Origin of the sequence: Streptomyces sp. NPDC059477 (assembly GCF_042749375.1) — a bacterium.
Lineage (GTDB): Bacteria > Actinomycetota > Actinomycetes > Streptomycetales > Streptomycetaceae > Streptomyces.
The window spans coordinates 1-23,754 of the sequence record NZ_JBHYUG010000103.1 but is presented as its reverse complement, the minus strand read 5'-3'; the positions used below and the strand labels follow the sequence as shown (position 1 = coordinate 23,754).

Here is a 23,754-nt window from a genome sequence, read left to right as displayed (position 1 = left end):
CTGGGCACCGCACCTGTCAGCCTGCCGGGGCCGGGGCCCGGGCAGTTGTTCCACTCGAAGGAGTCACCCCGGCGGCCTGCCCGGGGTGAGCCGGACTCAGGCGGTCGGCTGGGCGGCGGTCTCCGCCTCCGCCGGACCGGTGTAGAAGACCGACGAACCCTGCTTGCTGCGCTGCGCCTGACTGCGGGCGACCAGACCCTCCAGCGTGGTGCGTACGACGGTGATCTTCACCGTGCGGTCGGGGTGCTGCTCACCCAGTGCCCCGGTGATCTCGGCCGCCGAGCGCGGCTCCTGCTGACCCGAGAGGTGCTCGCGGATGAGCTGGACCAAGGTGGGCTGCGCGGCGGCGGTGTCCGCCGTGCCCTGCGCGGCGGCGGGTGACGCGGCGCCGTTCTCCGCGGCCTTCGTGGCCGGCGTCGACTTGGCGGCCGGGGCCGTCTTCTTGGCCGGGGTGGCCTTCTTGGCCGGGGCGGCCTTCTTCGCGGGCGCCGCCTTCTTGGCCTTGGGCTTCTCGGCCGCCGGCTTGTCGGCCGGCTCGTCGGCCGCGTTGTCAGTCACCTTGTCGGCCGGCTTGTCGGCCGGCTTGTCGGCCGTCTTGGTGGCGGTCTTGGCGGTGGTCTTCTCCGCCGACTTGGCGGCAGTCGACTTGGCAGTAGTCGACTTGGCCGCCGTCTTGGCCGGTGCCTTGGCGGGCTTCTTGCGGGGCGCGGGGACCACTGCGGCCGACTCGGCCGCAGTGGGCTCGGCGGCGGGCTCGGTCGTGGCAGCCTCGGCGGGGGCGGTCACTGACTCCGCCGCGGGCTCCACCGACGCGACCGGCCCGGCGGACTCGGCGGACTCGGCGGGAGACTCACTCACACCGAGCGCCTGCTGGAGGCTGTTCAGGACGACATGGTCGCCCTCCAGGGCAGTCAACTGCTCCTGAAGTGCAACGATGTCGGCACTGACTCGCTGCTGCTCCCTGAGGTTGCGCTCCAGATCCTCCGATACCTTCGCGGCATACTGTGAAGTCACCCCGGCGACTGAGGTGGTGGGTTCGGACATTGTGCTCACAACCTTCCTGGCACGCTTGATTGACCCGATAGTACGGAACCGTTGCCCGAACTGACATCAGGGCCTCGTTCCCGAGTCATGTGGGAAGGCGCTGTGCTAGGGGTCAGTTACAGACACTAAGTCCCTACGATAAGCCCAGGCGGGCGGGTTCGTGGACCCATGTACTCGGTCGGGGTCAATGTGGACGGCTGTTCCAGTGCCGTACCCAGCTCCGTGACCGTCGTTCTGTCCAGCCACTCACCATGGGCTTCGCCCATGCCGGTCATATGAGTTGAGTCCTGCGGAAACACCTCCCGCAGCAGTGTCAACGGCCGCTGACCACTGCGGATCGGCGTAGAGCCGGGCCAGATTGACGAGCGTAAGGGTTGCTCTGGTCCGTGTCGACGCAGTTCGTCGAGATGTTGTTCAGCACGTGGGAGTGGCTGCTCAGGATGGTGCTGAGCGTCTGGTGTGTGTCTGTATTGGGTTCGCCTGCATCGGAGTGCTCAGGGATGTCTCCTAGTGGGTGGGTGACTGTGTCGTTACGGCCCCTGGGTGACTCGGTGCTGGGTGACTCGGTGCTGGGTGCCCGCCGACCAGCCGGCTCCGCCCGCCCGCCGAGAGGATGATGACGTCGCCACCGGCCTGGATGACCAACTGGGCGCCGGGGTTGCCCGCCGTGCCGGAGGACCACGGGGTCTTGCCGTCGGCGCCGTGGACGGCGAAGTGACCGTCGGCCTGTCCCCGGAGGACCTCGACCTCGCCGACGCCGACATGTGACCCGTATCAAGGGTCCGGTCCGAGCGAACGCTCTGATCGAAGATGAGCGGACTCACCCGCCCAGCAGATACCGCAGCCCCCGAGCGAACGTCCGCCGCCATCCCGCCTGTTCATGCGCGCCGGGGAATTCGTCGTACCGGACGTCGTAGCCCTTGGCGGTGAGCACATCGCGCGCGTGCCGGTTGGCGGACAGCAGGGTGATGCCGCCGGGCAGCGGCTGGGTCTCCAGCGTGCCCGCGGCGATCCAGAACCGGGTGGGGGAGAGCGGCGAGGGCCCGTCCGGGCCGGCGGCGATCCGCCGGGTCAGCCACTCCGGCTCACCGTCACGCCCCATGGCGTACGGCCCCTCCGCCCCGCCGAACTGGTCCTTCAGCCCCCACCAGTACGACGCCGACAGGGACAGCACCCCGCCGAAGAGTTCCGGCCGCCGATACGCCAGCCAGGCCGAGGCCAGCCCGCCGTAGCTGGCCCCCGAGACCACGGTGGTGGCCGGATCCGTGCCCGCCCCGAACTCGGCGCGCAGCCAGGGCAGCAGCTCGTCCGCGTACTGCCGTACGAGATCGGGGTTGCAGCACATCTCCACCATCCGGGACATGGCGTCCTTGTTCCGGACGTAGGCCACGACGGTCGGCGGGACGGCCTTGGCCGCGATCAGGTTGTCCACGATCTCGGGGTAGTGGTCGAGGTGATACTCGCCGTCGAGCAGGAACAGCAGCGGACAGCGGTCGCCCTCGCGGTATCCGGCGGGCAGTTGGACGGCCACCTCGCGTTCGTCGCCGAACACGGCGGACGGCACCCGGTGCTCGGTGATCGTGCCCCGCTCCGTACAGGGGCCCGCGCCGGGCCCGAACCAGACCTCGGAGTCGGCGCCGGGCAGCGTCAGCACGGAGTCATGGGTGCGTTCGGCGCCCGGGGTCAGGGACGCGTGCGCGGAAACGATCAGATCGGGGTTGAACGGATCGGGGCGGGCCGCGCGCAGATGCGCGTCCATGACGTCCTGGTACGCGCCCGCCTGCATCAGCTCCATCACCTCGCTCAGGGACTTGGTCGCGTAGGGGTTGTCGACGGAGTAGCTGTAGACCACCGAGAGCCGGTCGTCGGTGACGGGAACGGTCAGCTGCCAGATGTCCGTTCCCGCGATCCGCTCCATGGACGCGGGCCGCCCCTCGGCGTCCATGGTGAGCTGCGAGGAGACCTCGACATGCGCGGCCGGGCCGAGATGGACGAAGGTGACGGCCCACCCCCCGCCCGCCAGCGGCGCGAGCAGCGGCCCGCCCGCCTCCCGCAGGGCGGCCGAGAGCCGGTCGAGGGCGCCGGGTTCGTCCCGGGCGACGGCTCCGAGGAGGGAGCGGGCGGCGGTGTCGGAGGGCGTGCGGGTCATGGGTGACTCCCTGGGAAGGTCGGTGGTCCGGGCGGGCGGTGGATCAGGGGGCGGACCCGGCCCGCCGGAACCGGGGGATCGCCCAGGCCAGCGGCACGGCCAGGACGGTGATCGCGGCGGCCACCAGGAAGCTGCTGGTGTAGCCGGACTCGGTCGGCAGCCCGGTCGCCGACCCATGGGCCGAGCGGGAGATCACCGCCGCCGAGATCTGAAGGCCCAGGGCGATGCCGATCGAGCGGGCGACGGTGTTGATGCCGGTCGCGGCGCCGGTCTCGGCGGGGTCCACGGTGTCGAGGATGCCGTTGTAGAGCGCGGTCAGGCCGACGCCGACACCCGCGCCGAGCAGCGCGAAGACCAGGATGAGCTGCCAGGCCGCATCGTGCAGCCAGGCCCCGGTGAGCGAACCGGCCACGGCGACCAGCAGCCCCGCGACCACCACGGCCCGCGCGCCGAACCGCCGTCCCGCCAGCCCGGCCAGCGGCCCGGCGACCGCGGCGATCACGGCGCCCGGCAGCAGATACCGCCCGATGTCGGTGACCGTGCCGCCGAGCCCGTACCCGGTCTCCACCGGCGTGACCACCAGCTGCGGGATCGCCAGATAGGCGACCGCGTACCCGCTGCCGAGGACGACGGCGAGCAGTGTGCCGCCGAGCACCACGGGCCGGGCGAGCATCCGCACATCCACCAGCGGCTCACGCACCCGCAGTTCGACCAGCACCCACAGCGCGCACAGGGCGAGCGCGGCGGCGAGGAAGCCCAGGACGAAGGGGGAGGTCCAGCCCCGTTCGGGCAGTTCGGTCAGGGCGAGCATGAGCGAGAACAGCGCCCCGGCGAGCAGCGCGCCGCCGCCCCAGTCCAGCGCCATGTGGCCGCCGCCCGCCGTCTTCTCCCCGCGCGGCAGCACCACGTACGCGATCACCGCGAACAAGGCGATCAGCGCGGCCGGAAGTCCGAACATCCACCGCCAGGACAGCCCTTCGGCGATCGGCCCGGCGAGAACGACCCCCAGGCCCCCGCCCAGGGTGAACATCCCGGCGACGAACCCGACGGCCACGGACCGCTTCGGCGCGGCGAACCGTTCCCGCAGCAGCACGAGCCCGAGCGGTACGAAGCCCACCCCGACGCCCTGGAGCGCCTGCCCGCCCACCAGCAGCGGGAACGTACCGGCGAACGCGGAGACACCTGCCCCGCCGACCACCAGCACCGCCACGGCGGCCAGCACCCGGCGCCCGCCGTACCGGTCGGCGAGACTCCCGACGAAGGGCGTGGCCAGGGCCCCGGCGATGGTCAAAGTGCTGGGGATCAGGGCGGCCTGGGCCGGAGTGAGCCCGAGATCCCCCTGGATGAGCGGAAGGATCGGGATGGTCATGCTCTCCAGGGCGCCGATGACGACGGTCAGCAGGCCGATGAGAGCGATGACCGAGCGATCGGCGTGCCGACCGCCGGGCGGTGGAGCGGATGAGGCTGCCACCGTTGTCGATCTCGATCTCGATCTCGATGTCGATGTCGATGTCGAGGGTCTCTCGGACATGTTTCCTCCGCGACGCTGTGGACCGGGGGGTGGCTGGGGCCGGGGATGGCCGGGACGGAAGCCGCGGGTGGTACTGCCGCGGTCACGGTGCGCCGATTATTGGGAGGTGAACGTCATCAAGTCAATGAAAAATGTCGTTCAGTATCTTCTGAAGATCATCTATCGGTGATGGAATACCCTTCATGGATTCCGATTGGTAAGGTCACGCCCATGCCGAAGGAGGACAAGAAGCAGAGGTCGGAGCCGGAGCCGGAGCTGGAGTTCGCCGACCGGATGGCCCAGGCGTTCGAGGGGCAGGTGCCCCGGATGGCCGGCCGGATGCTCGGACTGCTGCTGATCACCGAGGAGCCTCAGCTCTCCAGCAAGGACCTGGTCACCCGGCTGGGCGCGAGCGCGGCCACCGTCTCCACCATGGGCCGCCTGCTGATCAACCTCGGTCTGATCGAACGCACGGTCTCCCCGGAGACCCGCCGCGACCTCTTCACCATCGCCCCCAACGCCTGGGTCGGTGTCTACCGCGACGGCGAGCGCTATATCTCCGAGATCCTTGACCTCCTGGACCACGCCCTGGCGGACCCGGCCCTCACCGACACCCCCCGCGCCCGCATCCGCGAGATGTACAACCTCTACGCCTTCCTCTGGGCGGAGATCCCCGACCTGGTCTCCCGTTACGAGCAATGGCGCGCGGAGAACGGACCGGAGGCGCTGTTCCGGAGGCCGGGGGGTGACAGCGCCCGGCGCTGACCTGGTGGGCGCGTGCTTGAGCCGCAGATCAGCAGGGCGTCCACAAGGGCTGCTCGCCGGTGGCCCGTCCGAACACGGTCCCGGTGAAGTGACCGGCGGCGATGACGGTGGCCGACCGGTTCAGGACGTGCTCGTGGCTGGCACGGGCCTGGGCGCGGTCGATGTCCGTCGCGAACGACAGGTCGGGGTCGCTGCACCGGGCGGTCACCACCTGAAGTGGCGTCCTAGGATCGCAGACATGCCCTTGCGACCTGTTCAAGTGAACATCAAGGCTGTTGATCACTCGGCGGTCGGCCGGTTCTGGGCGGAGGCGCTCGGCTGGACCGCTCACACCCCCGGTGTGACAACCTATGTCGGTCCTGCCCGCGACCTGGTCTGGCCGGACCCGGTCACCGTCGGCATCGATGTCGTTCCCGTCCCGGAGGCCAAGACGCCGACGAAGAACCGGACGCACCTCGACCTCGCCACCACCTCCGCCGCCCACCAGGCGGACCTGGTCGAGCGCCTGACGGCTCTCGGCGCGACGCCCGTCGACGTGGGCCAGGGCGATGTCCCGTGGGTCAATCTGGCCGACGTGGAGGGCAACGAATTCTGTGTGCTGGAGCCTCGGGAGATCTACCGGGACACCGGGCCGATCGCCGCGGTGGTGGTCGACTGCGCGGATCCGCGGGCCATGGCCCGGTTCTGGGGCGGGGCGATGGACTGGACCCTGCACGAGGTGACCGGCGAACACGCGGTACTGCGCTCCGCCAAGGGGGTCGGCCCGTATCTGGAGTTCCTCCGCACGCCCGGCGCCAAGGCCGTGCCGGACCGCGTCCATCTCGACCTGATGCCGTACCCCGGTGACGACAAGGAGTCGGAGGTGGCCCGGCTGCGGGCCCTCGGCGCCACCGACCTCGACCTCGGCCAGGGCGACGCCCCATGGACCTGCCTGTCCGACCCGGAGGGCCACGAACTCTGCGTCCTCGCCCTGCCTTGACGGGACCGCCCCCGGATCCTCAGGAGGTCTGCCGCTTCGGGGCGCGTACGGCGTCCGCCTTCGGGGTCCGCTCGTGCGGGCGGCCCTGGTGGGCCCGGTTCTCGTGCAGCGCGCGGAGGTCGCGTGCGGTGCACACTCCGTTGATGTCGCCGTGTGCGGCTCTGGTGTGGAGGGTGTCCCGAAGTACGCGGCACCAGTCGCAGTGTTCGGGGTCGGGTGGGCCGGGTTGTGGGGCGGTGAGTTGGTCGAGGGTCAGCATGTGGTCTCCGTGGAGCCGGGACGGAGGCTTTCGCGGAAGTCCCGGATGAGCGCCAGGGTGCGGGTGCGCCAGTTGCGCGGGGTGGGTCGTGGCCGTGGTTTGCGGTGGCGTGCGCGGCGGGGGCGCGGGGGTGGTGGGGTACGTGGGGCGGACACGGGCCAGAGGGCGAGGACGTAGAGCCCGCTGTGGTCACTGGCGATGCAGGCGAAGGGGTCGCCGGATTCCAGCTGCGCGATGACGGCGTGCTGTTCGTCGGGGGAGTTCGCCCAGTGCCGCAGGAGGGTCGGTACGTCGCCTTCCGCCTCGGTGATGGTCTCGGTGACCGGGCGTAACGCTTCGGCGGGGCACCAGGACGATTGTCCGGGGTGGGGGTCGAGCCGGTCGGCGATGCGGAGGGCCTGGGCGGCGAGCCAGTGGGCGCAGGTGTGCAGGAGGGGGCTCTCGAACTCGGCGAGGACGACCCGGGCGGTCTCGTTCCGGCCGTAGACATGGCCTTCGGCGGTGATCTCGGCCCAGTAGCCGCCGGAGGGGTTCACCGGGCCACGTCCCCACGACTGCGGGCGTTCGCCTCGGTGAGGGCGGGCCGGAGCTGGTCGGTGACGGTCGCCGGCCGTACGTCCTCGTAGGCCGCGTCCCACTCGATGCCTCCCTTGGGCGGGCGGAGCGAGTAGCGGCCGTTGCCGGTGTCCATGACCACGCCGAGGGTTCTGGTTCGTGTGTCGAACGCGAGCTCACCGACGCCGAGTTGGGGTCCCTGCTGCTGCTCCGGTACGTTCCGGTCGGGCATGGCCCACTCCTCTCTGTAGTGATTCCACTACCGGGTGGAGTCAGAGTGTCCTAGGCTCGGGACTTGCTCAACGTGGCGTGGTGGCGAAGTAAGTTGGAGGTCGGATGGTCAACCGCAAGGAACTGGACCCGGAGAGCAGCCCGCAAGCAGCGTTCGGTGCGCGTGTGCGCAGTTCGCGGGAGGCTCGCGGTTGGCGGCAAGAGGACCTTGCTGCGGCGATGGGCATGACCAGTGGGCATGTTTCAGGCGTCGAAACTGCTCGCAAGGTGCCATCTTTACGCTTCGCGAAAGCTGCGGACAGGGCCTTTGGTCTCGCCGGTACGGTAGACACATTCGAACGCCAGTGGCGTGAGATGCACAACGGCAGCTTGCTGGAAGGCTTTCCGGAGTACGTCGGGTACGAGGGTCGGGCCGTAGAGATCCGGATCTTCGAAGCGGGAGTGATTCCCGGACCACTCCAGACTCACGAGTACGCACGGGCGTTGGCAGACTTCTCAGTACAGCGCGGTGACATCACGCCCGAGCAAGCGGTTGAGCGAGTTGACTTCCTGATAGAGAGGCAAGCCGCCTTGGTCCGGACGCCGCCGCCGATCACCTTTGCCGTACTGGACGAGAGTTGCATCCGCCGACCTGTCGGGGGATCCTCCATCATGGAGGCTCAGTTTGCACGGCTCATCGAGTTCGCCAAGGAGCCCAACACGTCGTTCCAGATTGCCCCGTTCTCCATGGGGGGACGGACGCCGTTCATTCGGTTGGTCCACCTTCTGACGATGACGGACCGGTCCCTGATGTCCTACGTCGAGTCGCAGACACAGAGCCAGTTGGACCGTGAGCTGTCATCCGTAGTGCCGTTGATGAGGAACTACCATCAACTACAGATCGAGGCAGCCTCACAAGCGGAATCGGTCGCCATGATCGAAGAGCTACGAAAGGGAAGTATGTGATAGCCGCGACCAACTCTCCCTCGCTGCGCTGGGTCAAGTCCTCCTACAGCACACAGAACGGCGGGTCCTGCGTCGAGTGGGCCCCCGAGTATGCGACCGCTACCGGCATGGTCCCCGTCCGGGACAGCAAGCGCACGGACGGCCCTGTGCTGACCGTCTCCGTGGGCGCGTTCGCCGGGCTGGTCGTGCTCGCCCGGTCCGTCGACCTGTAACCGCACAACACCGGGCCCCGCCGTTTCCCCTCCTTTGGAACGGCGGGGCTCTGGCGTTCAACGGTGGGCACCTTCTAGCCATACGAGTTCCGTTCGGTCCAGCCGTTGGTGGGTGTGCCTACCATCGACTACAGACCGAAGCTGTCTTGCAAGCAGCATCGGTGGCCGTGATCGATGAGGTACGAAGGGGTATCCGTGCCAACCACGACCGAACCTATCCACTGGGTCAAGTCCTCTTACAGCGTGGACAACGGCGGGGCTTGCGTCGAGTGGGCCCCCGCGAACGCGCCCATGACCGGCATGGTCCCGATCCGGGACAGCAAGCGCAGCGACGGCGGCCCCGTTCTGACCGTCTCCGTCTCCGCGTTCGCGGGGCTGGTCGCACTCGCCCGGTCCGCCGACCTGTAGAAACCGCACCGCGCAACACCGGGCCCTGCCGATTCCCGTCGTTCGGGCGGAGAGGCTCGGCTGGTCAGTGTGAGGTGTGCACGTGGGTGCTCTGGGCGCGAAGCTCAGCCAGGCGCCGTTGGAACAGGGGCCCGGCTGCGAACGCCCCCCTTGGATTGCTCGATGAGGTGATGGGCCGCGGCCCTTGAGGTCGGCGGCCCACGCCAACATGTGTTGCTGAGCGGTCCGCCCGCACTCGTGGGGCTCGCCGGGGAGACACAGTGGGAGATCGGGGCCGACCTTGTTCGCCGCATGCCGAATGCAGCGGGCAATCGTGGCCCATTCCTCCTCCTTGCTCGGCCGTGATGTGGGCAACTATCTCCGTCTTCAGCCGCCGCTTGGACGCGCTGACCTTCCCGGACCGCGACGATCCCGCCGCGAAGCGGGATATTGAGGCTGAGTGCCTTCTGCACGTTCGCGCGGGTCCGTTTGATCGAATGAGACGGGACAGGTCAGCCCGGTTCGGCTCTCGTACCCTCTGCCGACGGCGGTCGGGGTCGCGGGGGCGTCTCGAACCCGGGGCCCGAGAACCGGGCGGAGGACAGCTGGGCGTCCGCCATGCCGCGCATATGGACCAGGAGCGAGTCGGCGAAGCGCATCGCGTCACGACGGACACGCTCGTCGTCCGTCACGCACTCCAGCTCACGGGGAAGTTTGCCGTGAGCGGTCACGGCGTGCCGCATGGCGACAGTCACGGCCTCGTCGTTGAAGGCGTCAGCGGCCTCCTGCAACGAGCAGCCGCGTTCCTTCCGCAGGATCAGGACCCCGTTGTAGGGGTCCGAGGTCGACAGTTCACGGGAGAAGCCGATCAGGTCGTTGGAGAACCCCGTATGGTCGACGACGGCCAGCCGAAGCTGGTGCCAGGCCGGTAGTCTGCGTACCGTCTCGGGTACGTCGATGTCGAGTCCGTACTCACCGAGATCGACGCTGACGGCTGTAGGGGACGAATGGCGCCGGTGATCGGGGTACTGCGCGAGCGTGAGTCCGGACCCGGTGTGCTTCACCACGCATTCCCGGAAGTTGGCGACGAAGTTGTCCTCCCAGGACTGCCGGTACCTCTTCACCCATCCCGGTGAGCGCCCCGCCTCCATCCGGGTCAGGACATCGGCCAGTGCCTCGGCCTGCCGGCTCTTCGGCTCCCCTCCGTTGATCACCTCGACAAGCGGGTCGACCACCTCTCCGCACCGTCGGAAGTCCCCCGACGCGGCGCCCTCGCTCAGCTCCAAATCGATCCAGTACGCGTAAGCGAACACACAGGCGGCGGTGATCAGCCGCTCAGGACTGGCCCAGGGATGGGCGAGCGCTGTCGTGTACGCCAGCCGCCCTCCCCCCACTTCCCACGCCTTGGCATCGGTGAACAGCTCAAAGGAGTCGACCCACTCCCACATTGCGTCATAGGCCTGCCGGTAGGACGGATTGGGCTCGTGCGGCGGCATCGGCAGATACAGCTCGGGCATGACCAGCCCGCGCAACTCTTCGGAGTCGTTCATGGTCTTCCTTCCCGCTAGTGGTCGAAGCGGCGCTGTCGTGCCGCGTGGCTGTCAGGGCCGAGTGGAGGTCTCCTCGTTCGAAGTCGCCCCACGGCTTTGTCGCAGAAGTGCGTCCCACGCGGCGTACCCGGACAGGCGTTGGGTGCCCCCGCAACGGACGAGAAGGTCGATCGGCGGCGGCCGGCCGGTGGCCCGTGCCCCCCTGGACCAGGCGCTGGGGATGGGAAAGCCTTGCTTCCGCCGGGGTCGGATCACCGCCCAACCAGCTCACACCCGGATACACCGACGGTCCGTCTCGGGTCGAACTGCGTCCGGATGCAGTTCAGTTCACCACTGGCAGTCCCGGCCCGAAAGAGACTCACCGCCGCCAATGTGGTGCGCGCGCCGCCACCTTGTGTGCTTGTGAACCTCGTCGTTCGGCACGGCAGCGACGGCCCCGTTCTGACCGTCTCCGTCTCCGCGTTCGCCGGACTGATCGCGCTCGCCCGGTCCGTCAACCTGTAGAAACCGCACGCGCAACACCGGGCCCTGCCGATTCCCGTCCTCCGGGCGGCGGGGTTCGGCTGGTCAGTGGCTGGGCTGGTCAGTGTGAGGCATGCACGTGGGTGCTCTGGGCGCGAAGCTCAGCCAGCCGCCGTTGGTACAGGGGCCCGGCTGCGAACGCCCCCCTTGCCGCGCTGGGGGTGGATTGCTCGATCAGGTGATGCGCCACGGCCTTGAGGTGAGCGGCCCACGCCAACACGTGTTGCTGAGCGGTCCGCCCGCATTCCCGGGGCTCGCCGGGGAGACACAGTGGGAGATCGGGTCCGACCTTGTTTGCCGCATGCCGAATGTAGCGGGCAATCGTGGCCCATTCCTCTTCGGTTCGTTGTGCGGTGCTGCTTTCGCTCTCCCATCCCCAAACCCCGAAGTCGTCCCCATGATCGTTCATTTGTGCGCTCCCCATGATCGCAGCAAGTCAGGCCGGTGAGCCGATCGTAGCGGCGTTGTCTGCCTCCCTGGGGTCACAGTGTCCGACCGAGGGAACACACGGACCACACGGTCCGCACATAGGCAGGAACTGAGGCGGAGTACAGGACTGTGCGCCTTCTCCGTGCTCGGCTGTGATACGCGCGACTACCTCCGCCAACTGATCCCCGCCCCAAATCTTGGAGAGGGGTGAACTCAGCACATTCCCGATGCTCAGGAATCGGCCGAGAACGCATGGCCACACGTCGCCGGTCGGACCGATGGCACATTTCTCATGGGCGCAGTGCCCGCACAGGGAACTGATGGTCGGGGCAGCGCCCTTACTCGCCCGACCGAATGCCCGGGTCTTGTCACCGCCGACCATGCCGACCCCGAGCGCCGAAAGGTCTTCTGCCGCCTCTTGGACGCGCTGACCTTCCCGGACCGCGACGATCCCGCCGCGAAGCGGGATATTGAGGCTCAGCGCCTTCTGCACGTTCGCGCGGGTCCGTTTGTGGGAACCACGGAGCCGGGTCACTGTGTCGTGTTCCTCCGCCGTGTCGGAGTAGTACGACGTGGCGATTTTGACCCCGCAGTCCGTGAACGCCTGCCACAGGTCGTCCCGGATGTGGGTCATGTTGGAGAAGATCTCGACGGACAGGCCGGAGCTGTGCGCGTGTCGGATCAGCGCCGGAAGGTTTGGGTGCAGGGTCGGTTCGCCACCGATGAATTGAACGTCAGCAGCACCGATCTCGGCGAGTTGATCGATGACACGCATCCAGTCCTCCACGGTCATGGTGCCGTGCGTTCCCTTGGGTGAGGAGTCCGCGTAGCAGTGATCGCAGAACTCATTGCACAACCCTGTCACCTCCAACCACGCGAACGTGAGGGAGCTTTGGACAGTACTCATTGCAGACTCCTTGCGGGTGTGGAGTTCTGATTCATGGGGTAAGCGCGACGCTGATCAACCGCGCTCCTCGGGATGCCGCGCCAGTCCGCTCGGTCATGCGGCACAGCGTCTCCCCTGAATCGATCACCGACTAGCGGCCCCCTGTAGGCCCCCTGTCGGCCAGAATTGGGGCATGGGCAGCGGCATCGGGGCCAACATCCGGCGACTCCGCGAAGAGCGGGGGTGGAGTCAGGCACGCCTTGCACGGGAGGTTTGCCGGGTAGCGCGAGTAGCCGGCGAGCCGGTCGGGCGACAAGAGGTCAGCCGGTGGGAGACGGGCAAGCGCATGCCCCGAGAATGGCTGCCGTCTCTCGGCGCCGCGCTGGGCGTGACAGTGGATGCCCTTACCGCCCCACACAGACCCGCTGAGCCCTCTTTGCCGACCCTGGCTGACTTCCTGCCCGACGAGGATCCGCTAATCCCACTGGAAGGCGGCAAAGGGAGACGTGTCGGAATGGGCACTGTGGATGAACTACAGCAACGGGTACATGGGCTCAGGCTGGCTGATGACGTGCTGGCGGGCGGGGACCTGATCCGCCCGGCACTTCGGGACCTTCGGCGCGTAGTGAGGCTGTACCGAGAGAGCACGCACACCCCCGAAGTGGGGCGGCAACTCCTTCGGCAGGTCGGGGAGTTGGCGCAGATCTCCGGATGGATTGCCAGTGACGCCGGACGGCATGAAGAGGCAGAGCGCATCTATCGGCTAGGGATCAGCGCTGCACGGCTGGCGGAGGACCATACCCTTGCCGGGAATCTCGCCGGATCTCTCGCCTATCAAATGAGCAACACGGGGCGGGAATCCGAAGGGCTCATCTTGGCTCAGGCGGCGTTCCGGGACGCGCGGGCCGAAGCACCTCCGAAAGCCCGCGCGCTGTATCTGGACCGTGTGGCATGGGCTCACACGAAAGCCGGAGGAGCGGAGAACGGGCAACAGGCCATGCGCGCGCTGGGGGAAGCCGGACAAGCCCTCAGCGAAGACAGCGATGGCACGGAATCACCCGCCTACCTGTATTGGGTCGACGTCGGCGAACTCCGGGTCATGGAATCCAGGGTCTACACGGAGCTTCACCGGCCCTTACGCGCCGTGCCCTTGCTCCGGGAGGTGCTCAGCGACTATGACGCCACGCACACACGGGAAATGGCGCTGTACCTCTCCTGGCTGGCCGTAGCTCTGGCTGACGCCAACGAGCCGGAAGAGGCGGCAGCAGTAGCCGAGCGCGTTATTTCCCTTGGATCCGACATGCTGTCGGAAAGGGTGGCGGAGCGGGTTCGCGTCATTCTCGGCCGGTTGCAGGAATACGCGGACGTGCCAGAAGTCGCTGCGCTGCTCGCCGAGCACCCGGCAGCCTGAAGGGTGGCGTTGCAGAAGGCCGCGACCAACTCTCCCTCGCTGCGCTGGGTCAAGTCCTCCTACAGCACACAGAACGGCGGGTCTTGCGTCGAGTGGGCCCCCGAGCACGGGACCGCTACCGGCATGGTCCCCGTCCGGGACAGCAAGCGCATGGGCGGCCCCGTGCTGACCGTCTCCGTTCGCGCGTTCGCCGGGCTGGTCGCGCTCGCCCGGTCCGTCGATCTCTAGAACCGCACCACACAACGCCGGGCCCCGCCGATTCCCATCCTTCGGGCGGCGGGGCCTGGGCTACCGCGTCCTCAAGGGGTCAGTGCCCGCGAGACCCTGGGAGTCCCTCCACGAACGTGCGGAGCGACCGGCCGATCTCGTCGGGGCTGTCCTCCTGCACGAAATGCTTTCCAGACACGGTTACTTCGGTCTGATGGGGCCAGGTCCTACAGAACTCGCGGGGTCTTCCCGTGAGCAGGCCGCCGGGGTCCGCGTTGATGAAGAGTTTGGGAATGTCGCAGCCGGCCATCCAGGTCCCGTAGGCGTCGACCAGCTCGAAGACGGTGGACGGATGTCCGTCGATCGGGATCTGGCGAGGGAATGTGAGGGTCGGGCGGCGGTCTTCTCCTGGGGTGGAGAACGGCCTGGCGTACGCCGCGGTCTCTTCGGGGTCCAACTGTCGAAGAATTCCGGTCGGCATATAGGTGTCGACGAAGAAATTGTCGGCCAGGATCATCTATTCTCCGGCCGCCGATCGTAGCTTCTCGAATGCCTTTCGTCCTTCTGGCACCTTGAAATCGTCCCACGTCAACGGCGTTACGATCGTTTCCATGTAGGCGATCCCGGCCACGCGGTCACGGTTGTGGTTGGCCCAGTCGAAGCCCAGGACGCCGCCCCAGTCGTGCCCCACCAGGACGACATCGCTCTTGATGTTCAGCTGGTCGAAAAGGGTGAAAAGATACTTCCTGTGTTGTTTGTATGTGTAGGTATCCGCATCGGATGGGTGGATCTTCTCGGAATCTCCCATGCCGATCATGTCGCATGCGATGAGGCGGCCGAGTCCTTCCAGATGTGGCATGACGTTGCGCCACAGATAGGAAGAGGTCGGATTTCCGTGCAGAAATACGATCGGTGCTCCGGAGCCTGATTCGATGTACGCCATCCGGCGCCCGTCGACAACGGCGTATTTTTTTTCGCCGTAGGGATCAGAACCGAAAGGCGATGTCATCGCAAACCCTTCCGTGGCAATCTGTCTGCTGGGCACCGATCGGTTCGACTCGGGTTCGCTTGGTGCCGCCAAAGGGCACCTCCGCTTGGATTTCGATAGTGATGTTAACGCCGGTCGGTCCCTATCCAACTGTTCCACTACCTGGCGTGTTTCGGATTCCTCGGTGACGCCGTGGGCGGGGAACCGGGTCGTGGGGCTCGGTCGGTCAGTCGGTTCGGGGCGGCCCGGTGTCCGTGGAGACGTGGAACGTCAGCCCGTTGAAAGTCTGCCCCTGCACCACGGGGGCGAGCTGCGTGCCGCCCGTGATGTTGTTGTACACGGCGCCGGGTGTGTCCGGCTTCGGTGCCGGGGCGAACTCCGCCACCAGCCGGCGGAGTTCCTCGACCGCGCCGGGGTCCCGCTCCAGCAGCTCGCGCAGCCGTCGCCGTACCGCCGCCGTCAGTTCGGCGGTGACCTCCTCGTCGTACGCGGTGTCCGCCGTCGGGACCAGCGTGGCGCGGGTCTCCTCCAGCTCCCCGGCCACGGTGTCCGGGTCCTGGTCGTCGCCGCGCGCGAAGAGCCGTACGATCTGCTGCTTCCCGCGCTCCCACGCGTCCGTGACCATCAGCGCGACGACCGTGCTCGCCCCGGTCCCGACCAGTGTCAGCAGTTCCGCTTCCACAGGGCCCCCTCAGGTATTCCCGGTGTCCGTCTGTTGTCCTGTGCTCACCCACGGTAGGGGGTACCCGGGAGGAGCGGGCGGCGAATCCCGGCATCGGGTCACACCGTGAACTTGACCGCTTCCAGGAAGCGGGTGTTCTCCAGGGTGCCGCCGAAGATGTAGGCGGGGCGTGGGTCGGCGCAGCCCTGGCTGCCCCAGTCATAGCCGCGGACCTTGGCGGAGGGGCAGATCTTGCCGCTGCCGACATTGATCGCGAAGCCGGTCATGTACGGGCCGGACGTCTTCCCGATGTAGATGTCCTTGCCGTCACCCGTCACGGCCGTCCAGTTCGGTGCCCACTTGCCCTCGCCGTTGGTCGAGTCGGGGTTGTGCTGGAAGGCGTTGGCGGCCGAGCCATTGGCGCCGTACACCGCGATGTTCAGGGCCCTGATCGCCTTGTCCTGGCCCGTCGTCCCGGCCAGCGTTCCGTCACACACCGGCTTCTGCCAGCCCTGCCCCGACACATACGCGCGGTAGCAGATGTGCCGCCCGCCGGGGTCGCTCTCCGCCAGCCGCCGCACCGCGCTGCCCGCCGTGTCGGCCGCCGGCTTCTGCGTCACCGTTTCCACACTGCGCGGCGGCGTCTCCGTCACCGTGGTCACCTCGGACCGCGGCTCCGGACTCGTATTGGCCCCGACGCTCTTCGCCTTCGCGCTCGATGACGGCGAAGGCGAGGGAGAGAGCGAGGGTGAGGGCGAGGGCGACTCGGATGGCGGGCTGATCGACACCGAGTAGGTCGGCGCGGGCGGCTCCTTCGTCGGGCTCTCGGTCAGCCGCGTACTCGAATTGGACGATGCCTGCTGCGAGTCGCCGCCCGAATCGCTGCTGCCCAGCACCACCAGCGACACGACCACGATCCCGGCCACGGCCAGCGCCGCCGGAGCCACCACCAACGGGCGCTGGAGCAGCCCCGCGGGCGCGTACTCGTCGTCCGACTGACGGGACGACCCGTTCCTGCGGTCGAGCCTTCTGATCAAGGGGGGAGGAGGGGCAGGGGTAGGGGCAGGGGTGCGGTTCAGGGACGGGGGTGGGGGAGGGTCGCGGTCGTCGTCCTCGTCCGACTCCTCGTCCCCGTCCGACTCCTTGTCCTCGTACTCGTCCTTGTTCTCGTACTCGTACTCGTCTTCCTCGTCGTCGGCCGGGTCTACGTCGCCGGTCCGGGCCGAGACGGGGGGTGGCGGGGGCGGGGGTTCCGGGAGGGTGTACGACGCCTCGTCGAAGTCCTCCTCGTTCCCCTCGTCGTCCTCGTCGTCCTCGTCGTCCTCGTCGTCTTCATCGTCCTCGAAGGAGGCGGCCCTCCCGGGTGCCGTCTTCTCCAGTACGACCGCTTCCCTCTCGTCGGCCTCGGCCTCGTCGTCCTCGTCGTCGTCCGCCACCGCTACGTCGACCACGCCGACCGGTGTCTCCCGTTGTTCCAGGAGTCTGCTCGAACCGTCGGGGGCCACCTCGATGTGGGCCACGTACGCCGCCGACGGGTCGGAGATGGTGGCGGTCACCGTGGTGGCGCGGGTGCGGGCCAGCGTGTGCAGCGCGTCCAGGATCGCGGCGTCCGGTTCCTGTCCGGCCGCCATCCGTACGGGTACGCCGTCGATCGCGGCGGAGCCGTCGCCGGAGATCACCACCGCGAAGTGGTCGTCCCCCGTGATCGGCTGATCGTTCTCTTCACCCCGGCTCATGCGCCATCCCTTCTTTTCCGTCCTACGTCCTCCGCGCTAGCGCAACGGCCCCCGCACGCCCAACGGTTCAATGCGCGGAGCGGGTCGGTAGAGTTCGGCGCGTGAAGGCCCGGGAAGAGTTGGTGTGTTTCGCCGTGCTGGGACCGGTCCGGGCCTGGCGAGGTGGACGGGAACTGGATCTCGGTTCGCCGCAGCAACGCGTGGTGCTGGCGACGTTGCTGATCCGCCGGGGGCGCCCCGTCACCCTCCATGAACTCCTCGACGCCGTCTGGGGCGCCGAGCCGCCCGCCGCTGCCGTATCGGTTCTGCGGACCTATGTGTCACGGCTGCGCAAGGTGCTCGATCCCGGGCGGGACGCGGACGGTGCCGTACCGGTGATCGTCTCCGTCGGGGATGGGTATCTGGCCCGGTTCGGGGCGGACGCCCTCGATCTCGCCGTGTTCGAGCGGCAGGTCGCCCAGGCGCGGCGGCTGCGCGCCACCGGGGAGACATCCGCCGCCGCCGAACTGCTGCACACCGCGCTCGGCGCCTGGCAGGGCACGGCGCTGGCCGGACTTCCCGGCGCCGCCGCCGAGTCCGAGCGCTCCCGGCTGGACGAGCTGCGGCTGGCCACGCTGGAGACACGCTGGGACATCGATGTCGAACTCGGGCGGCACGGCGAGGTGATCCCCGAACTCATGTCGCTGGCCGGTAACCATCCCCTGCGCGAGGAACCGGTGCGGCTGCTCATGCTCGCGCTGTACCGGTCCGGGCGGCGGGCCGAGGCGCTCGCCGTCTACCGCCGGACCTGGCGCACCCTGATGACCGAACTGGGCATCGAACCCGGCGCGGCCCTCCAGCAACTCCACGAACGCATCCTCGCGGCGGACGAGTCGCTGGCGGCGGACATGTCGCGGGCCACCGGCTCCCGGCCCGACCTCCGAGTCGCCGGGGACTCTCCGGAGGCGGCGGCCGTCCCTCTCCCCGAGCACGCGCCCGAGACCAAGACCGCGCCCGAGACCGCGCCCGAGACCGAGCACGCGCCCGAGATCGAGGACGCGCCCACGGTCACATCCGCGCCCGCGCCCGAGCCCGCGCCCCCGAGTGCCCCCCACACCCCCCGCCCCGCCCAGCTCCCCGCCGACCTCGTCACCTTCGTCGGCCGGCACACCGAACTCGACCGCGTACGGGCGCTGCTGCCCAAGCGCGGGGGCGTTCCCTCGACCGTGGTGATCAGCGCGATCGGGGGCATGGCGGGCATCGGCAAGACCGCGCTGGCCGTGCACTGGGCGCACGAGGTCGCCGACCGGTTCCCGGACGGGCAGCTCTGCATCAATCTGCGCGGCTTCGACCCGACGGGCGCGGCCGTGGCGCCCAGCGCCGCCATCCGGGTCTTCCTGGACGCGCTCGGCGTCCCCCCGGAGCAGATACCCGCCGGTCTCGGCGCTCAGGCCGCGCTCTACCGCAGCCTGCTGGACCGGCGCCGGATGCTGATCCTGCTGGACAACGCCCGGGACACCGAGCAGGTCCGCCCGCTGCTGCCGGGCGCGCGCGGCTGCCTGGTCATCGTCACCAGCCGCAACCAGCTGACCGGCCTGGTGGTGGGCGAGGGAGCGCATCCACTGACGCTGTACCAGCTCACCGCGGCCGAGGCGCACGACCTGCTGGCCCGCCGGCTCGGTGGCGAACGGCTGGCGGCGGAACCCGACGCGGCCGAGGAGATCGTCGCGCGGTGCGCCAGGCTGCCGCTGGCGCTGGCCATCGTCGCCGCCCATGCCGCCGCCCACCCGGGTTTTCCGCTGAGCGCCATCGCGGAGGAACTGCGCGGCAGTCACGGCAGCCTCGACGCCTTCGCGGCCGGTGAGGATCTGAGCACCGATGTACGGGCGGTGTTCTCGTGGTCGTACCAAGCGCTGTCCGCCCCGGCCGCGCGGCTGTTCCGGCTGCTGGGGCTGCACCGCGGACCCGATCTGTCCGCGCCCGCCGCCGCGGCCCTCACCGGGCTCCCCGTCAAGGAGAACCGGCGGCTGCTCGCCGAACTGACCCGGGCACATCTGCTCACCGAGCACGTCCCCGGCCGCTACGCCCCGCACGACCTGCTGCGGGTCTACGCCGCCGAACGGGTCACCGCCGAGGAGAGCGACGAGGAGCGTGAGCGGGCGGGTGAGCGGCTGCTGGCCTGGTATCTGCACACCGCCGACGCCGCCTACCCCCACCTCACCCCGAAGCGGCCCCGCGTCCGGCTCGACCCACCGCCCCCGGGGTGCCATGCCCTTGAGTTCGGCAGCCACGAGCAGGCGCTGCGGTGGTGCGAGGACGAACGGGCCAACCTCGTCGGCGCGGTGCACCAGGCCGCCGCGACCGGCCGGTCCGGCATCGCCTGGCGGCTGCCCGCCGTGCTGTGGGGGTTCTTCTATCTGCGCAGCCACCACACCGACTGGCTGGACACCACCCGCACCGGCCTGGCCGCCGTACGTGCCGCGCACGACCGGGCCGGTGAGGCCCGCGCCCTCATGGACCTGGCCGCCGCGCTGCGTGCCGGTGGCCGTTACGACGAGGCCGTCCAGCATCTGCTGCTGGCGATGCGCGCCTTCCGCGAGGTCGGGGACGTACCGGGGCGGGCGTCCACCGTCGGCAATCTCGGCGACGCCCATCTGCGGGCCGGACGGCTCGGCAAGGCCGTCGAGTACATCCGCCGCGGGCTGGCCCTCAGCCGGTATCTGGGCAACGCCTGGGCCGTGGGCATCGCCCTCGCCAACCTCGGTGACGCCTACCAGCGGCAGGGCAGATCCACCGAGGCCGTCGAGTGTCTCGGGGAAGCCCTGGAGGTGCTGCGCGCCGAGGACAACCGCTGGGTCGAGGGGGTCGTCCTGGACCTCCTGGGCACCGTGCACGCGGGGCTCGACCGGCCCGCCACCGCCATCGAGTACTACCACCAGGCGCTCAGGACCCACCACGACGTCGGCAACCGGTGGGGCGAGGCGGACACCCTGACCCACCTCGGCGAGGTGGAACTGGCCTCCGGCGACCGGGCCGCGGCCCGGGTCAGCTGGGAACGCGCGCTGGAGATCCTCGCCGGGGTCGGGCACCAGGACGCCGAGGGAATCCGTGAGCGGCTCAAGCGTCTCTGACATGCCTCTCACCTTCCCCCTGTCAACGCCCGGCCCGTCCTCACCCGTACAACGGGCGTACAGGTGAGGACGGTTCAACGGAAACGGGCATCCACAGCCCCGATCCCGCCCGTTCGGGCTCAGCCCAGCGCGCGGTACGCCTGACCCGAGGCGTTCGGGGTGGCCCCGCTGTAGAGGCCGGTCCCGAAGGTGTCCGTGGAGAGCGTGAACCACGCGTACCGCTCCACGAAGTCCAGCCCCTCCAGCATGTGCGTCGACGACGTCACGAACGCCGCCTGCTCCTGCTCGCCCGGCAGCCGGGCGGACCCCGACGACCAGTCGATCAGGCCGTACTCGGTCAGCCAGATCGGCTTCTGGTAGCGGTCGTACACCCGCTGGAGGTAATCCCGCAGGTGGTTCACCGCGTCCGGGCCGAAGTCGGAGCCGTACCAGTGCACCGGGATGAAGTCGACCTTCAGCCCGCGCTGCTGCGCGCCGGCCATGAACCGGTCCAGCCAGCCGCCCGCCACATCGGCGTTGGCGGCGACGGCCGGGGCGCCCATGCGCAGCCCCGTCGACTGGAGCCGGGGCCACAGGTCGAGAGCCTGTTCGGGGGTCATGTTGGCCTGGCCGCCGTGGTCGGGCTCGTTGAAGCCGAGCAGGCTGGTGCCCTCCTGCTTGGCGGCGTTCAGTTCGGCGTCGGTGACCGAGCCGGAACCCCAGATCATCGGGACGTACTCGACGCCGTCCGGCTTGGCGACCGGACCCGTCGAGGACGCCCAGTTGTAGTACCAGGCGGCGCCGGAGTCGACGATCGCCTCGGTGATCCCGGGCTCCGGGTTGATGCTGACGCCCTTGGCGCCCGTGCCCTCGCGGTCCGGCGCCTTGGGCTGCTCGGGGGCGGGCGCCCCCTCCACGGCCTCGCGCGGCTGGGTCTCGACCGGGGCGGCAGCGGCGGCACCGGTGCCGAAGGCCACGGTCATGCCGGTGCACTCGGTGCACTGGCGGACCGTCTGGTTGCCGGGCTCGGTGTCCTGCTTCGACCAGGCGTACGCGGTCGGGCACTGCCCGCTGATCGCGTCGCTGTAGGACGTCTTGGCGTCCCGGTTGGGATTGACGCACACCAGCGCCTTGCCGGTGGCCGGGTCCTTGGTCAGGTTCTCGGCCGGGCAGGCGGAGATCAGGTCCTTCGCACAGCCCATCGTCTGGCACGCGCCCGACTCCGGCACCCGCACCCCGTCCGGGGTGATGGTGATCGGCACGGACACGGCGTTGACGTAACTCACGTTGTACCAGGGCGCCAGCGCGTCCTTGGGATCGAAGTTGAACTCGGCCAGGCTGGTGGGCTGTTCACCGGTCGAGCAGCGGTCGGCGTAGGGCCCGCAGTCACCTACCGCGCAGTGGAAGGTGGAGCCGTCCTCCCCGCCGCAGCCCTGGCGGGCGAAGAACTTGCCGCGCCAGTGCCCGGCCCCCGAGTTCTCGGGGATCGTGATCGTCGCGGACTGCCCCGGGTCGAGCTTGGGCAGCCCGGTCAGCACGGCCGAGCCATCGGCGTTGACCGTGGCACCGACCCAGAGCGGTTCGCCCGTACGGTTCTGGAACGTCACCGTGCGATCGGCTCCGCCGGAGGCGTTCTCGGCGTTGATGGCCGTCCCGTCCGACTTCTGCCACTGGATCGCGGCGGCGGTCCCTGTCACACCGACGATCACCAGGAGGAATGCGAGCAGCAATTGGGTACGTCTGCGCAGTCGGCGCATCGAGCGTGCCTTTCCGTATGTCGGATGGTGGGGGGCGGCGACCGGGGGACGCGGGATCCGCCGCGAACGGCGGTGTGTGTCAACGGCGTCCGGGCCGACGTGGGGTGCCCGCCGTGTTCCGCGCCCCGGGGACACCCTGGGCGGGCGTCGCGGGGCGGGTACGGGAGCGGGGAGTCGTGGAGGGGGCGGCGGGGTCGGTCCCCTGGGCGCTGAGCGAACCGAGCGACGCTCCCTTGAGGAACTGCCGCGCCTCGGGGGAGAGCGCGGAGGTGACCTCCGCCCCTATGTCCGAGGTGCGGGGGAGGGGGGTGGTCGTGAGTCGCGGGGGGTCTGGGGAGACGGGGGAGATCGGGGAGGTGGGGGATGTGGTGGAGGTGGCGGAGGTGGCGGAGGTGGGGGGCTCCGGGGGGACGGGGAACACAGGGGATACGGGGGATACGGGGGAGATGGGGGAGACCGGGAAGGTGGGGGAGTTGAGGGAGGCGGGTGACACAGGCGATACGGGGGCGACCGGGGGGTCGGGGGACTTGGGCGGCTCGGGGGAGACCGCGGCGACGGGGGAGAGGGGGACCTTCGGAGGTACGGGCGGCGGCACAGGCGAATCAGGCGAGATGGCGGAGGCCAAGGGAATGGGCACCTTGGGCGGCACAGGCGGGGGCGCCGGTACGGGCCTCTCCGCGTCCCTCTCCCGAGCTGTTTCCCGAGCTGTTTCCCCGGCCGTCTCCCTGCGCTCCCGCCCCGCCCGAGCCGCCGCCAGGAAGCCGACGGCGTCCACGTCCGACCCCGCGCCGGGCGTGAAGGTGGCGGCGTCCGGCACGGCCGAGCGCGCGCCCTCCTGGGGTGGCGCCTGCCGCCGGTCCGGTGCCGGGCGCTCCCAGCGGGCCCGAGCCGTCTGAAACTGTTGTGCGTCGGCAGCCATGATGATCTCCTTGGCCCGGTCCAGTGCCTCCACGGCGTCCCGCAGCCCGCGTTCGTCCCGCGGACCCCGGCCGCCCTGCTGCCGCTCGGGTGCGTCCCGGAGGGGCCCGGTGCCGGCGGTGGCCGTCCGTCCGGCGTCCTCGCGGCGGTCGCCCCGCCGTAGCGCCCGCAGCATGTCCCGCAGGGCGGTCAGCAGCCGGAAGACCTGGTCCACCACCTGCGTCCAGGTGCCCTCGGGGTTGCCGGGCCGTCCGCCCCGCCGCCGGGGGCCGTTGCCGTTGTCGTCCGCCACGGTGTCCCTCTCTCGTCCCGGAGGTGCCGACGCGAGCGACAACGGCTCGGTCCGGGCGATCGGTTCAATGTCCGGACGCCGAGGACCGGAACGTCACAGATCCGGAATGCCGGGTTACCGAACGGGCCGTCGGCCACCCGCTCGCGCCGTCGCCCCCCCCGGAGGCGCCCCAGCCCGAGCGCGGGGGGGGGGGCGGGCGCGCGCGCTGGCGGCGCGCCCGGCGGGCAGTCCCTCGTAGGACTTCTTCTGGCCGCGCGCCGGCTGCTCGCCGG

The 23,754-nt window shown here is 69.5% G+C and carries 24 protein-coding genes and 1 pseudogene; 9 read left to right on the top strand and 16 right to left on the bottom strand.

The features are described 5' to 3' along the window. Positions 1–96: 96 nt before the first annotated feature. Positions 97–1,014, bottom strand: a complete 918-nt coding sequence (locus ACFXAZ_RS33655) for a hypothetical protein (protein ID WP_384598870.1) — start codon at positions 1,012–1,014, stop codon at positions 97–99. A 603-nt stretch (positions 1,015–1,617) separates the two neighbouring features. Between ACFXAZ_RS33655 and ACFXAZ_RS33650 the strand changes: the two genes are divergently transcribed. Then, positions 1,618–1,812, top strand: coding sequence for a hypothetical protein (locus ACFXAZ_RS33650; RefSeq protein ID WP_384598867.1), 195 nt, complete (start codon positions 1,618–1,620; stop codon positions 1,810–1,812). 52 nt (positions 1,813–1,864) lie between these two features. Here the strand turns inward: ACFXAZ_RS33650 and ACFXAZ_RS33645 are convergent, their stop codons facing one another. Both ACFXAZ_RS33645 and ACFXAZ_RS33640 read right to left on the bottom strand, forming a co-directional pair. Continuing rightward, the gene (locus ACFXAZ_RS33645) at positions 1,865–3,193 is read right to left on the bottom strand and encodes an alpha/beta hydrolase-fold protein (RefSeq protein ID WP_384598864.1); all 1,329 of its coding nucleotides are present in this window, start codon (positions 3,191–3,193) and stop codon (positions 1,865–1,867) included. Between the two features lie 43 nt (positions 3,194–3,236). Beyond that, positions 3,237–4,724 (bottom strand): MFS transporter, encoded by a 1,488-nt coding sequence (locus tag ACFXAZ_RS33640; protein WP_384598861.1) that lies wholly within the window; start codon positions 4,722–4,724, stop codon positions 3,237–3,239. Between the two features lie 210 nt (positions 4,725–4,934). Between ACFXAZ_RS33640 and ACFXAZ_RS33635 the strand changes: the two genes are divergently transcribed. Next, the gene (locus ACFXAZ_RS33635) at positions 4,935–5,468 is read left to right on the top strand and encodes a GbsR/MarR family transcriptional regulator (RefSeq protein WP_384598858.1); all 534 of its coding nucleotides are present in this window, start codon (positions 4,935–4,937) and stop codon (positions 5,466–5,468) included. Positions 5,469–5,496: 28 nt separating this feature from the next. Here ACFXAZ_RS33635 and ACFXAZ_RS33630 read toward each other — a convergent pair whose 3' ends face one another. Further along, positions 5,497–5,679 carry a hypothetical protein gene (locus tag ACFXAZ_RS33630; RefSeq protein ID WP_384598855.1) on the bottom strand — a complete coding sequence of 61 codons (183 nt, stop codon included), beginning with the start codon at positions 5,677–5,679 and terminating at the stop codon, positions 5,497–5,499. A gap of 27 nt (positions 5,680–5,706) precedes the next feature. On the opposite strand from ACFXAZ_RS33630, the gene ACFXAZ_RS33625 reads away from it, so the two are divergent. Beyond that, positions 5,707–6,447: a VOC family protein gene (locus ACFXAZ_RS33625; RefSeq protein WP_384598852.1), complete on the top strand. Its 741-nt coding sequence runs from the start codon at positions 5,707–5,709 to the stop codon at positions 6,445–6,447. Positions 6,448–6,466: 19 nt separating this feature from the next. Here ACFXAZ_RS33625 and ACFXAZ_RS33620 read toward each other — a convergent pair whose 3' ends face one another. From ACFXAZ_RS33620 to ACFXAZ_RS33610, 3 genes are read right to left on the bottom strand one after another with little or no spacing between them, the layout of a single operon-like run. Beyond that, the gene (locus ACFXAZ_RS33620; RefSeq protein WP_384598850.1) at positions 6,467–6,706 is read right to left on the bottom strand and encodes a hypothetical protein; all 240 of its coding nucleotides are present in this window, start codon (positions 6,704–6,706) and stop codon (positions 6,467–6,469) included. Next, positions 6,700–7,242 carry a hypothetical protein gene (locus tag ACFXAZ_RS33615; RefSeq protein ID WP_384598848.1) on the bottom strand — a complete coding sequence of 181 codons (543 nt, stop codon included), beginning with the start codon at positions 7,240–7,242 and terminating at the stop codon, positions 6,700–6,702. Before ACFXAZ_RS33615 ends, ACFXAZ_RS33620 begins: the two co-directional genes overlap by 7 nt. Then, positions 7,239–7,493, bottom strand: a complete 255-nt coding sequence (locus tag ACFXAZ_RS33610) for a hypothetical protein (RefSeq protein ID WP_384598845.1) — start codon at positions 7,491–7,493, stop codon at positions 7,239–7,241. The genes ACFXAZ_RS33615 and ACFXAZ_RS33610 overlap by 4 nt, the downstream gene beginning before the upstream one ends. Before the next feature lie 104 nt (positions 7,494–7,597). On the opposite strand from ACFXAZ_RS33610, the gene ACFXAZ_RS33605 reads away from it, so the two are divergent. The 3 genes from ACFXAZ_RS33605 to ACFXAZ_RS33595 all read left to right on the top strand — a co-directional run bounded on the left by ACFXAZ_RS33605 (position 7,598) and on the right by ACFXAZ_RS33595 (position 9,057). After that, the gene (locus tag ACFXAZ_RS33605; protein ID WP_384598842.1) at positions 7,598–8,437 is read left to right on the top strand and encodes a Scr1 family TA system antitoxin-like transcriptional regulator; all 840 of its coding nucleotides are present in this window, start codon (positions 7,598–7,600) and stop codon (positions 8,435–8,437) included. Beyond that, positions 8,437–8,649 (top strand): DUF397 domain-containing protein, encoded by a 213-nt coding sequence (locus ACFXAZ_RS33600; RefSeq protein ID WP_384598893.1) that lies wholly within the window; start codon positions 8,437–8,439, stop codon positions 8,647–8,649. The genes ACFXAZ_RS33605 and ACFXAZ_RS33600 overlap by 1 nt, the downstream gene beginning before the upstream one ends. Positions 8,650–8,844: 195 nt before the next feature. Then, positions 8,845–9,057 (top strand): DUF397 domain-containing protein, encoded by a 213-nt coding sequence (locus ACFXAZ_RS33595; RefSeq protein ID WP_384598840.1) that lies wholly within the window; start codon positions 8,845–8,847, stop codon positions 9,055–9,057. Positions 9,058–9,548: 491 nt separating this feature from the next. On the opposite strand, the gene ACFXAZ_RS33590 is transcribed toward ACFXAZ_RS33595, so the two are convergent. Together ACFXAZ_RS33590 and ACFXAZ_RS33585 are read right to left on the bottom strand one after the other, a co-directional pair. Further along, a complete protein-coding gene (locus tag ACFXAZ_RS33590) occupies positions 9,549–10,586 on the bottom strand; it encodes a terpene synthase family protein (protein ID WP_384598838.1) in 1,038 nt (345 codons plus the stop codon). A 958-nt stretch (positions 10,587–11,544) separates the two neighbouring features. Then, entirely contained in the window at positions 11,545–12,444 is a 900-nt protein-coding gene (locus tag ACFXAZ_RS33585; RefSeq protein ID WP_384598836.1) for a radical SAM protein, read from the bottom strand. Positions 12,445–12,616: 172 nt separating this feature from the next. On the opposite strand from ACFXAZ_RS33585, the gene ACFXAZ_RS33580 reads away from it, so the two are divergent. Beyond that, positions 12,617–13,834 carry a helix-turn-helix transcriptional regulator gene (locus ACFXAZ_RS33580; protein WP_384598834.1) on the top strand — a complete coding sequence of 406 codons (1,218 nt, stop codon included), beginning with the start codon at positions 12,617–12,619 and terminating at the stop codon, positions 13,832–13,834. A 3-nt stretch (positions 13,835–13,837) separates the two neighbouring features. Continuing rightward, positions 13,838–14,062, top strand: a complete 225-nt coding sequence (locus ACFXAZ_RS33575; protein ID WP_384598832.1) for a DUF397 domain-containing protein — start codon at positions 13,838–13,840, stop codon at positions 14,060–14,062. A 79-nt stretch (positions 14,063–14,141) separates the two neighbouring features. On the opposite strand, the gene ACFXAZ_RS33570 is transcribed toward ACFXAZ_RS33575, so the two are convergent. From ACFXAZ_RS33570 to ACFXAZ_RS33555, 4 genes are all read right to left on the bottom strand, one after another. Further along, a complete protein-coding gene (locus tag ACFXAZ_RS33570) occupies positions 14,142–14,558 on the bottom strand; it encodes a hypothetical protein (RefSeq protein WP_384598830.1) in 417 nt (138 codons plus the stop codon). Beyond that, complete coding sequence (locus tag ACFXAZ_RS33565; RefSeq protein WP_384598828.1) at positions 14,559–15,050, bottom strand: alpha/beta fold hydrolase; 492 nt, start codon at positions 15,048–15,050, stop codon at positions 14,559–14,561. A gap of 205 nt (positions 15,051–15,255) precedes the next feature. Continuing rightward, positions 15,256–15,711: a hypothetical protein gene (locus ACFXAZ_RS33560; protein ID WP_384598826.1), complete on the bottom strand. Its 456-nt coding sequence runs from the start codon at positions 15,709–15,711 to the stop codon at positions 15,256–15,258. A gap of 98 nt (positions 15,712–15,809) precedes the next feature. Continuing rightward, positions 15,810–17,426: a hypothetical protein gene (locus ACFXAZ_RS33555; RefSeq protein ID WP_384598824.1), complete on the bottom strand. Its 1,617-nt coding sequence runs from the start codon at positions 17,424–17,426 to the stop codon at positions 15,810–15,812. Positions 17,427–17,527: 101 nt separating this feature from the next. Here ACFXAZ_RS33555 and ACFXAZ_RS33550 point away from each other — a divergent pair, with 101 nt between their 5' ends. After that, positions 17,528–20,536, top strand: coding sequence for a BTAD domain-containing putative transcriptional regulator (locus ACFXAZ_RS33550; protein WP_384598822.1), 3,009 nt, complete (start codon positions 17,528–17,530; stop codon positions 20,534–20,536). A 119-nt stretch (positions 20,537–20,655) separates the two neighbouring features. Here the strand turns inward: ACFXAZ_RS33550 and ACFXAZ_RS33545 are convergent, their stop codons facing one another. The 3 genes and pseudogenes from ACFXAZ_RS33545 to ACFXAZ_RS33535 all read right to left on the bottom strand — a co-directional run. Further along, on the bottom strand, positions 20,656–22,272 hold the full coding sequence (locus ACFXAZ_RS33545) for a glycosyl hydrolase (RefSeq protein ID WP_384598820.1): 1,617 nt from the start codon (positions 22,270–22,272) through the stop codon (positions 20,656–20,658). Positions 22,273–22,351: 79 nt separating this feature from the next. Continuing rightward, on the bottom strand, positions 22,352–23,482 hold the full coding sequence (locus ACFXAZ_RS33540; protein ID WP_384598818.1) for a hypothetical protein: 1,131 nt from the start codon (positions 23,480–23,482) through the stop codon (positions 22,352–22,354). A gap of 198 nt (positions 23,483–23,680) precedes the next feature. Then, positions 23,681–23,754, bottom strand: a pseudogene (locus ACFXAZ_RS33535) (PadR family transcriptional regulator); the annotation flags it as partial.